The following is an 11,139-nucleotide window of genomic DNA, read 5'->3' on the forward strand; positions in this document are numbered from 1 at the left end:
CCGCCGTCGCCACCGACCCCTTGGGAGGAAAGGGTGGTCTGGCCCGCGATGGTGAGTTTGCCATTGCCGGCGTCCGCCAGCGCTTCGGACTCACCACCGAATCCGGCTCCGCCCGCGCCGCCCGCCGCGCCGCTGAGCCCGGTGGCGCCGACACCGCCAAAGCCATCGGTCGAGACCAGTAGGTCTTGCAGCGAGATGGTGCTCGCACCGCCCAGATTGCTCTGCGCGTCGACCACCGCGAAACCGCCCGCCGCGTCTCCGCCGGCCCCACCGAGGAGGCCGCCGCCGCTATAGGATTCGGACAGGATCGTCGTCAGTCCGCTCACGCTGATCGCGCCGTTCTGGGCGAACATCAGCGCATTCGGCCGGTCGGTCTCGAACGCTGCGCTGGCCGCGCCGCCCGGCTGGCCGTTCCCGCCAAAGGCGTTGGCGGTCACATCGAGGTTGCCGTTGAAGGTCAGCGACCCGCCGTTAGTCGAGGCCTGGGCAAAGCCAGAAACTGCGTCGCCACCATGGCCTTGCAGTGAAGTCTGGCCCCGAGCCCCGGCATCGAACATGGTATCGGCGTTCACCGTGAGCGTGCCGCCATTGAACGCGTGAATCCGCGCGTAGCCGCCAGCCGCGTCGCCGCCGGTTCCGGCGTTGGAGATAGTACCGCCTCCCGCCGCCGCGGCGACAATCAGGCCGCCACTCGCGGTGATGGTGCTTGCGCCGTCATGCACGAAGACGCTCGCCTCGCCCCCCGTTGCGATGCCGCCATTGACGGCCGCGCTGTCGTTCGATCCGCCAGCACGCGCGCTCGCCTCGATCGTTACGCTCCCGCCGGCGATAGTGCTGTCGACGAGGTTGAGGACCGTGGTCCCGGCGGTCGCATTGCCGGTATGCGCGCCGGTTCCGGCCCCACCCGAGGTCGTGATGCTGCCGGTCGTCGCATTGGCATAGATGTCGACGGTTTCCGCGCTGATGCTCGAATCGACGAGTGAGATGTTGGCGGTACCGGCGGTGGCATTGCCGGTCGAGACCACGCCCGTAGCAATCGCGTCGGGCGTCGAGTTGAACGAACCCCACGTGATCGAGCTGCCGGCACCTGACGCATTGATGGTGCTGCTGGTGAGCGAGACGTTGAGCACGCCGCCGCTGGTGTTGCCGCCGACCCGGCCCTTGCCGCCGCCGTTCTGCGTGAATGCCAGCACGCGCCCCGGTCCAAACGAGTCGGTCACCGCATTGATCGTGCCCTGATCGAGGATAAAGCTCGAGGTACCGCCCGTCCCGTCGCCGCCGGTGCCGGTCAGCGAGCCGTCGCCGCCCTGGGCGCCGGGGCCGCCGCCCGAGAAGCTACCGTTCACCGTGCCGTTGCGGACCAGGACATTGCGTTGGCCGCCGAATGCGTCGCCGCCATCGGCCGCGCCGGTGACCGACACGTCCGCCGAGCCGCCGAGCGCGAACGAGCTCACGGTAAAGCGGTTGCCTCCGTTGAGCGTGCCGCCATCGACGTTCACGCTGGCGATGCCGCCGGTCGCGTCGCCACCGGTGCCACCGGTGGCGAACGTGTCGCCCCCGGTCGCGCGGGCGAACATCGTCACCGAACCCGCTGCGCCCGGATCGACGGGCAGATTGACCGTGGATCCCGACAGCACGTTGAGGGTTGCCTGGCCGCCCTTTGCGGCGCCACCGTGCCCTCCGCCGGCGTTGCTCGCGCCGCCGAATGCCTCGGCCGAGAGCAGTTCGAGATCGCCGAAAATGAGATTGCCGGTCGAATTGCCCGCCTGGACCGTCAGGGTCGAACTGTCCGAGGCGGTGATGTTGGCCAGACCGCCGGTGGACAGTCCTGGTGTCGCCGTCAGCGAGCCAAAATCAGTACTTCCGTCGGCGCTGACGTTCAGTTCGCCGGTGGTGAAGGACGATCCCTGCATCACATCCAACTGGCTCGTACCACCGGTCGCGTTGCCGCCGTTCGTCACGCCCTCGGAACGAATCCGGGTTACGCCGGCCACGCTGGCGCCGCTGCCGTGATCAAATCTGATGAGGGCGTTGCCGCCGGTCGCGTCCATTACGGTCGGCGCGAAATCGGTGATCCCTTGCGCGCGCAGAAGTAGGTTGCCGCCGACGTCGAGCGACGAGGTGGCGGAAGTGATCGCGGGGTCGCTATCGACCAGCAGGCTCGCTTCGCCTCCGGTAGTCGCGCCGTCGGCGGTGCTGTACCACCACCCGTTGGCGAGCAGCGACAGGTCGCCGCTGATGTCGGCGGTTGCCCCGCCAAAAACGATCATCCGCGCGGCTCCGGCATCGACCGGGGAGCCGGGCACGGCGACCTGTCGCTCGGCGCTGAGCGTCAGGTTGCCCACCACGTTGAGATTGCCGGTGGTGAGCACACCCGCGGTGGGCGAGGTCGCGATGGTGACGACGGCCGCCGAATCCTCGATCGCCGTCAGCGACACGTCGCTCGCGAAGTTGCTGTTGGCGAGCACATTGAGCCGCGCGTTGCGCGAAGCCTTGCCGGTGAGTGCCGAGGTGACGGTCATGCCGGAGGGCTGGGAGGGGCCGTTGTAGTCGGAGATCGTCAGGTCGGCCCGCCCAGTGCCGCCAGCAGGCGCGTTCTCGATCGCGCCGGCGGTGACGTTGTAACCGGCCGAGAGGACCACCGCGTTGCCGTCGACATTGGCGGCGCCGGCGACGTCGAAGCCCAGCGACGAACCGCGCCCGATCGCCAGCGTGATGAGCTGGTTCTTTGGCACAGCGACCATGTAGATGCGGCGATTGTCGCCCGCGCCGGCGCTCGCGCCACCGGTGGTGGTGCCGGTGTGCTCGATGGCGACAGCGTTCGGCCCGCCATTGATTGCGTCGGTTCCGGTGGTGACTTGGATGTCGAACAGGCCGTCCGGCGCGAAGGTGATCGTGCCTGCCTCGCCAGCGACGTACGCCGCTTGGCCGTTCGTGGTGACCGTGCCGTATTGATAAACTCCGGGCGCGAAGGCGGCCACGTAGCTGCCCGTGTTGAGCGCGTTGATCTGCGCGCCGGGGCGGATTTCGACGTAGCTCGCCGGCGCCGCGCCGGTGAACGTGACCTTCCCGTTGGCGTCGATGAAATTGCCGCCGCTGATCAGCGGATCGGAGGTCGTCAGGCCGAGGTTGCCGACGTTGAACACCGCGTTCGCGCCGACGATGACGCCACCGGGGCTGTAGAAATAGACCGTCCCGCCGGGCGTGGTGGTGGTCCCCTGGATCTGCGAGATGACCGTGCCGTTGAACGTGATCGGCCGGCTTGCATCGACCGGCACGATGCGGTTGAGCACCGCGAACTGCCCGGTCGACTGGAAGGTTGCGGTGGTCCCGCCCGGCTGGAACAGGATCGGCACGCCGGGATTCGTCGTCGTGTCGGTCGGCGTCCAGTTGATCACCGCCTGCGCGCTGTTGACGGTGACAGTGGTGCTGTTGGCTCCGGTCGTGACCGCGGCGTTGCCCGCGACCACGGTGCTGGTGCCCTGGAACGACTGCGCCTGCGCCGCCTGCGGCACCGCCGCGAGCGCGGTCGCGATGGCGAGCGCGGAACAATAGGTGAGTGCGGTCCGCCTGCGATCGGTCAGCATCAGTTGGTCCTCCACGGGAGCAGGCGGGTCGTCAGGGTCAGCAGGAAACGGGCGTTGCCGCGTTGGGTCTGCAGGCCGGTGCGCTCGAGCGGCACCGCCACGGTGGCATCGAGCTGGAAGCGGTCGCCGAGGTCGGCGCGCACGCCGCCGCCGGCCGAGGTCAGGTGGTCCTCGCCGCCCGGGCCCTTGTTCCACACGTGGGCGTAATCACCGAAGACGTAGGGCTGCACGCGCAGTTCGGAGCTCTCCGATACGCGCAAGCGCGGGCCCCGCAGCTCGGCGCCGAGGCCAACCCCGCTATCGCCCAGGATCGCGCCCGGATCGTAGCCGCGGCCGACCGTGTAGTTGCCCGCGGTAAACTCCTCGAAGCTCAACAGCGGGTCGAAGGCATATTGCGCGCGCGGCAGGATCGCGACCGCGAAATCGCGGCCGAGCGCCAGTTCGGCGAAGCCGTCGAGATGCACTACCGTTGCGGCACTGTCGCCGTCGAGCCGGCTCGGCGGCGTGACACCGCCGGCACAAGCCACGCCCGCGCAATTCGGGCTGGCGTCGAAGAGATCGAGCCCCTTGCGCAATTCGACCGAGCCGCCCGCGCGCCATTGAGGCCGCGCGCTGCGCAAGTCGATCGCGTCGAAATCCGCCCTCAGCCACAGCACCCGCAGCTTGTCGCGGCTGAGTTCGCCAACGAGGTCGACGTCCTGATCGATGAAATCGAACCCGCCGCCGAGCCATACGTTGGTGCCCTGCGAACGCTGGAGCGGGTAACGAAGATATGCCTGGGCAAACAGAGTGCGCGCCTTGAGCGCCGGCCCGGTCGCGGCGGCCGGCCCTAGATCGGGCTTGGTCCAGGCGTAAGTGAACTGACCGCCGACGGTCAGCCCTTCGCCGCCGGGGCGAAATTCGTGACCAGCCTGAAGGATCAGCTGCTCACGAAAGTCGGCGGTGGAATAGAGGCCGAGCGTGGTCACGTCGCCCAGCCCGGTAAGGCCGAAGAATTGCGTGCGGAGCTGGCCGCCCCACCGACCGGTCGCTTTTGCCGCATAGTTCTGGATGGTGAAATCGACCGCGTACGGCCGCCGGACGACAGTGACCTCGCCGATAAGGTCGCCGGGCGCGGTGTCGGCCGGCTTGAGGGTGAGCTGCACGTCGTAACCTGGAAGATCTCGGGCGAGCAGGATGTACCGTTCGGCGCGATAGCGGTTGAACACCTCGTCCTGGCTAAGGCGGCCGAGATACTCCTCCAGCTTGCGTTCCGCGCCGCGCGTCTCGCCGCGTGCCCGAATGGCGGTGATCCGCGCGTAGAGCACCTCCAGCCGGACCTGGCCGTTCTCGATCTTCTGCGTCGGCACCTGGACCGCGGCAAGGTATCCCTTGTTCCGCAGGATCGTCGCCGCGGCGTCGCGAATCTCGCAGATCACCGCCACCGATTGCGGCTTGCCGGCGAAGGGACGCCAAGCGGCATCGAGCTCCTGCGGGGTCGCACCCTTCAGGTTGTTGAAGACCACGCTTTCGATGGTGATCGGGATGTCCCGATATTGCGGATCCGCGAGCGGGCACGGCGAACGCTCGACACCCCCTTCGATGGAGAGCTGCGACTGCTGGTCGGTCTGCGGCCGCGCGATATTCTCGAGCTCGTACCGAGTGGGCACCGGCACGGTTGCCGGCGCGGCTTGCGCAAGCGCCACCGCCGGGATCGCCGCAACGGCGAGCCCGGCCACAACCTTGGCCACGACCAATCGAATAGCCCCCACGCGCGCACGCGCCATCCCGTTCGCCCCCGTTACGAATTTCCTCGCGGGCGACCCCTTTTTATTAGGCGCAGGCTACCCTTCCTCAACCAGCCGTCAAGCGATTGATGTGTCGCGTTCTTACAATGATGAATGCAGGCGACTGCTTTTTCATCGTGGGTGAGCCGCCACGTTCGAGAGAGCGCTTCGTGAACACGCCTAGCCGTGACATGTTCGGTCACCTGCGGTGCCCTCAAGGTGCACCATTGGCTGGATGAAGCTGGGGCAAAAACTGGGCTTCCTTTGAGGTCGAGAGAGCCACGATCGGGCTAGCGTGAGTCCTCTTCGGGCACCATTTTTCCTTGCGGAACAAATCGGCACTCCTCGGCAGCCCAATGGGCCCGCTCGCAAGGGGGACCCGCGCCAGGCCGGGATCGGGGCTGCAGCCTGGCGCGGGAGGATCTTTGACGGGGGGTGGTATCAAAGACCCATTTTGATGGTGCCGCGTAGCGTCACGCCGACGGTGTCGTGGCGCTGCTCGGCGCCGACTTCGCCGGTCATCGTGAGGCCCTCTGAGCCGCCGATCGCGCGCAGGCGGGCGTACCAGCCGTTCGCCTCGGGATCGGCCTCGATGGTGAAGGGCGTGCCGCCGGCGAAGTGCGCAGTGGTCCTGCCGATGGTGCCGCCGACGATCTCGCGCCAGCCGCCTTCGCCTTCGATGCGGAACCAACTGGTGTCGCGCTTGCGCATGCCGTGGAGGTCGACGCCGAACGCGACCCCGCCGTTGACCGCCAGCGAATCGCTGGTCCGCTCGTCGATCGTCAGGTCGAGCGCGGCGCCGCCGCCGGTATCGCTGTGCGCATTCTCCTTCAGGCGGACGTAGTCGACGACAAGCGAGGGGCGGAAGAACAGGTACTGCCCGCCGCCTTCGAACGAGACGCCGCCCATCAGGGTGTTGAGCGTGCCGTCCCACTTGCCCGCGATGGTGCGCGACACGTTGGTGGCGCCGAAAGTGCCGTCGAAGTGCCGCTCCCCATCGAACGTGACCTTGCCGATCGAGGCGCGGGCGAAGGCGCCAAGGCCGCCCCAGTGGCCGACCCACTGGCCGCCGAGCTCGAAGGCGTCCGAAGTCACCGAGGTATCCAGCGCGCTGGTCTGGCGGCTGATGAGGTAAGTCGCGGTCGCACCGAAATCGCCGACGCCGGTGCGGATTTCGCCACCGGCGGTGAAGCCGACCCCGAACAGGTCATAGCCGGCGGTCGCGCCGCGATCCTTGTCGCTGTCCCAGCTGCCCGCGTCTAAGATCAGGCCGAACTTGGACTGGGGGGTCAGCGGTCCGCTCGGGTCCGCCAGGCGCCGGGTCATCGTTCGCGCGCCGAGGCTGATGGTCTCGAACGTGCCCCCCGCATGGTCGGGCAGCATTTGCGCGAAGGTCGAGCGGAACTTGTCGCCTTCGTTGATGCCGAGGAACACGCCGGCGATCTTGTCGTCCTTCGCCAGCGCGGCGTAAATCGCGTTGTAGGCCGCGCTTTCGGAGCGGTTGAGCCCGAGTTCGGTCGCGTTCTTGCTGGCGATATCGACCGCCAGCTGGTTGGCGGTGCCGGTGTCGACCGTGCCCTTGTAGAGGAACGGCAACAGGGTGCTGTCGGCGGCAATGCCCGACGCGGCCTGCAGGTTGCCGGCCTTGAGCACGACGTAGTGCCCTTCGGCGCTGGCGACGTCGGTCAGCACCAACCGCAGCTTGGCGCCGCTGGCGATGGTCGCGGTGCCGGCGACGTCGATCAGCGTGCCTTGTCCGGCGGCCTTGCTCAGCGTCACGTTGAGGATGCCGCCCGAAGCCACGCTGAGCGAGCCGATCGAGGCCGGCTTGGCGAGGTCGAGCGTGCCGCCCGACACCGTCACCGCGATGTTGCCCGCGTTGGCCAGCGAGCCGCTGAAGCGCGAGGTGCCCGCAAGGGTGAGCACATCGGCGCCGCCGCCGAAGTCCGCGGTGCCTTCGAACACCGAGGAGTCGGCCAAGGTCATCGTGTCGGCGCCGTTGCCGAAGCTGACGTTGCCGTTCTGGGCCCCGTCGCCCGACAGTTGCAGGCGGTTGCTGCCCGCGCCGAAGGTGACGTTGCCCTTCATGCTGCCGTCGGCGATGTCGAACAGGTCGTTGCCGCTGCCGAAGCGCACGTCGCCGGTGATGGAGGGAGCTGTCTTGCCGCTGGCGACCGCGATCTGGCGCACCGTGGTGCCGAGCGTGTTGGCCGACAGGTCGATTGCGACATTGCGGAACGAGGTCGCAGCAGCGCCGCTCGCGCTGATTGCGCCGCTGTTCTCGACCAGCGAGACGCCGCCGCTGCGGTCGAGGATCGCGGTCGCCACGCCGTCGACGCCGGTCGCGCTTGACTTGATCGTCCCGCTGTTGCGGATCGTCGCCACGCTCGCGCCCTGGTCGATCAGGATCGCGGTCGCGCGAGTGGTGCCGCTGTTGCTGCCCGTCGCCGACACGGTGCCCGAGACGCGCACTTCCGGGACCGTCGCCTGCGCGCCGATCTTCAGCGCAGTGGCGTCCGCGCCCGCGGAGGTCGCGCTGATCGCACCGGCCACGCTCATCCCGTTCGCGATGCTGACCGCGCCGCCGCGGCCGCCGATGGCGAGGCCCGTGGCGCTGACGCCGCTATAGACGCCGTTCCCGGCGATCGAGCCGTCGACGATCAGGCCGAAGTTGGTGCCGCTGTTGGCGACCGCGCCGATGGCAACCGCGTGATCGGTCGCGCCGATGACCATCGCCGGTGCCGCGCTGTAGGATACGACGGCGGCGTTGCCTTCCTTGGCATCTTCCAGCCCGTCCTTGTCCTCGTCGGGATCGGCAGTGTTGGTGTCCTTGGGCGCCACCGCGAGCACGATCCCGCCAGTGACATTGCCCTCGACCATCAGCGCCGAGCCGCCCTGCAGCAGGTCGTCGGCATCGAGCTTGGAGGGGTCGGTGGGAGAGGTGATAGCGCGGTAGCCGGTCGCGCCGATCGCGCCCTGGACGGTCATCGCGCCATCGATGTTGCCCGCGAAGCGCGCGCCGACGGCGTTGACGCCGGTCGCGGTCACGGTGCCGGCGAGGCGGACGTTGCCGGTGATGCCCTGCGCGCTCACGCCGACCGCTTTGTCGCCGACCACGGTGACCTTGCCGTCGTTGGTGAAGGCGCCGGTCTGCTGGCCGCCGAGCACGATGCCGGCCGAGTTGTTGCCCTCGATGGCGATCGTGCCGCTGTTGACGATCTTGCCGCTGCGCGCGCCTAGGGTGCGGATGCCCGCGCGGCCGCTGCCGACCGCGAACGGCCCGTCGAGGTCGCCATCGTTGTCGATGTCGGTCGGGGTATAGGTCTCGTCGATCGTGATCGTGCCGGTGTTGGTGATGTCGCCCGTGGTCCCCGCTGCGGCGGCGATGCCGGTAGCGTCGTTGGCGTTCGAGATGGTGATCGCGCCACCGTTGGTGACGGCATGGTCGCTGTCCATCGTCACGCCGGTGCCGGCGGCGATCACCACCGAGCCTTGCGCGTCGATCTTGATCGAATCCGCCGCGCCCGCCTTGATGGTCGAGGTCTTGAGCGGCTCGGTCTTTTTAGTGGAAACCACCGTCTCCGCGGCGAGCGGGGTGGCAAGGGCGACGATCGCGGTCGTCGCGAGCAGGGTACGATACATGGGTCCTCCGGTCCTTTTGACCAGCAGGACGGAGCCGCGGCGCGCCAACCTTGGCGCTCCCGCGAAATTTTTCAGAAGCTGGCGTCGAAGCCCAGCCGCACGGTCCGCGGCCGCAGGGGCGTGATCTGGTCGCGCCCGACTTCGAACGGGGTGCCGAGCGCAAAGCGGTTGCCGACCGCGTCGAACAGGTTGGTCACGCCCAGCGTGAACCCGCTGCCGTCGCGCCCGATGCGCACGGTCAGTCCGGAATCGAGGTAATCGCCCTGGCTGTCGCCGAGCTCGGGCCCGACGCCCAGCCGCGAACGGCCGACGTAGCGCGCCCAGCCTTGCGCCGTGAGGGTGAGATCGCCGCCGAGATCGCGGCTATAGTCGATCCCGGCGCGGGCATTGAAGCCGGCGATGTTGGGCACCTGGCGCGCGCGGAACAGCAGCGCCTGGACCGGCTGGTCGACTTCGCTGTGGTTCCACGCGGCGCCCGCTTCGAACCGGAGCCCCTGAGTGAGCGCGACCCCGCCGGCGAGCGTGGCGGTCCACACCCGTCCGTCACCGATGTTGGCGGTGGTCGGCAGGCCGAGGGGGTCGATATAGTCCGCCTGGATGTCGGTCCAGCGGGTGAAGGCGACGCTCGCGGCAAGGTCGAAGGGCCCGCGCCCGGGCGTGCCGTGACGGGCGCCGACCTCGAACGTCCGCGTCCGGTCGCTGCGGAAGCGGCGGACGAACGGTCCATCGATCGCGAGGCCTCCGGGGCGGAAGCCTTCCTGGTATTTGAAATAGAGCGTGGCCGCCGGGAGGAAAGACCCGGTCAGCGAGGCCGAGGGCAGGAACGCCGTCTCGCTACGGAGCGCGGTGATGTCGGCACCGGCGAGCGCGAAGGCCGGGGCGACGTCTTCGCCCGCTCCGCCGAGATGCGCGCGGGTATAGCGCCCGCCGGCGGTTGCGATGAGGCCGTCCAGCAGCCGGACGCTGCCTTCGCCGTAAACCGTGGTCTCGCGGATGCGGTTGAGCACCCCGGTTGAGGTCATCGCCGCGTCCGACTCTCCGAAGCCGCGGGTCAGCCGGGTGCGATTGCGGGTGTGGCTCACTCCCAGCACCCAGCCGAGGTTGCCGTCCATCGGCTGCCACAGGCGCGTTTCGTTGGCGATCATGCGCGAGCGGTTGTGCTGGAAGAACACCCGCGGCGCGCCGCCCGCGGGGGTGGCGTCGTAGCGCTCCTCCAGGTCCTGCCCGGCGACCCCGGTCGAGGAGCGGAGCTTGATGGCGCCCAGCTCGCCGTTCACCACCAGCTGGCCCTGCCGGTAGTCGGCGTCGAACCCTTCCTGCACCCGCGCGTTGCGGGCGAGGGGAGGGCCATCGCGGTCGGCATACTGGCTGTCGCGCCCGCGGGTGCGCTGGGCGATGCCGATCGTGTCGATGGTCCAGCCTTCGCTCGGCTCGAGCCGCACCATCGCCCGGCCGCTCAGGATGCGGGTGCGATTGACGTCGGTCCGGCCGAGCAGCGGCTTGTCGATGTAGCCGCCCTGGTCTTCGCCATCGATCACTGCGCGCAGCGTAGCGAGGTCGCTCCCCAGGGGAAGGTTGATCACCCCGGTGACATCGAAGCCGGCCTCGCCGTGCTGGACGGCCGAGCCGCCGGCCGAGACCGATCCGGTCACGATGCCCGGCTCGGGCGCGTTCGGCACCAGCCGGATGATCCCGCCCAGCGAGCCCGCGCCGTAGAGCGTGCCCTGCGGACCCTCGAGTACTTCGACCGAGGCCATGTCGACCAGTCGCAGGTCCGGATCGGGCGCATTGTAGCTCAGTCGCAGGTCGCCGAAGTACTGGCCGACGGTCGATTGGGTCGGTCCGGTGAAGCTCGAATCCGCAATCCCGCGGATGAACAGCTTGTTGCGCCCGCTGCCGAGGTAAGTGGAGGATACGGTCGCGATGCGCTCGGCGATCCGATCGGTGCCGCCGGGACCGGCGAACTCGAGGTCGCTGCCCTCGAGGACGGTTACCTGCCCCGGGAATTCGCTCAACCGGACGTCGCGCTTGCTCGCGAGCACGACGATTTCGGGCGCAACGAGCGGGGCTGCCTCGGCGGGCGGCGCTGGCGGCGGAGCGGGGCGGGGCTTGGCACGAGCGACCCGGACGGGCGCAGCGCTGCC

Annotated in this window: 4 protein-coding genes; all 4 read right to left on the reverse strand. The window is 68.8% G+C overall.

Annotation, left to right across the window (positions count from 1 at the left end):
- On the reverse strand, positions 1-3,587 hold a 3,587-nt coding region (locus ELY12_RS00005), incomplete at its 3' end, for a beta strand repeat-containing protein (RefSeq protein WP_420907039.1).
- On the reverse strand, positions 3,587-5,317 hold the full coding sequence (locus tag ELY12_RS00010) for a ShlB/FhaC/HecB family hemolysin secretion/activation protein (RefSeq protein WP_241229653.1): 1,731 nt from the start codon (positions 5,315-5,317) through the stop codon (positions 3,587-3,589). The genes ELY12_RS00005 and ELY12_RS00010, both read right to left, overlap by 1 nt.
- Before the next feature lie 477 nt (positions 5,318-5,794).
- Positions 5,795-8,995 (reverse strand): autotransporter outer membrane beta-barrel domain-containing protein, encoded by a 3,201-nt coding sequence (locus ELY12_RS00015; RefSeq protein ID WP_126174654.1) that lies wholly within the window; start codon positions 8,993-8,995, stop codon positions 5,795-5,797.
- A 71-nt stretch (positions 8,996-9,066) separates the two neighbouring features.
- The coding region (locus ELY12_RS00020; RefSeq protein ID WP_126174655.1) for a TonB-dependent receptor at positions 9,067-11,139 on the reverse strand (2,073 nt) is incomplete at its 5' end.

The sequence above is a fragment of the Tsuneonella rigui genome, from assembly GCF_003958625.1.
Classification (GTDB): Bacteria; Pseudomonadota; Alphaproteobacteria; order Sphingomonadales; family Sphingomonadaceae; genus Tsuneonella; species Tsuneonella rigui.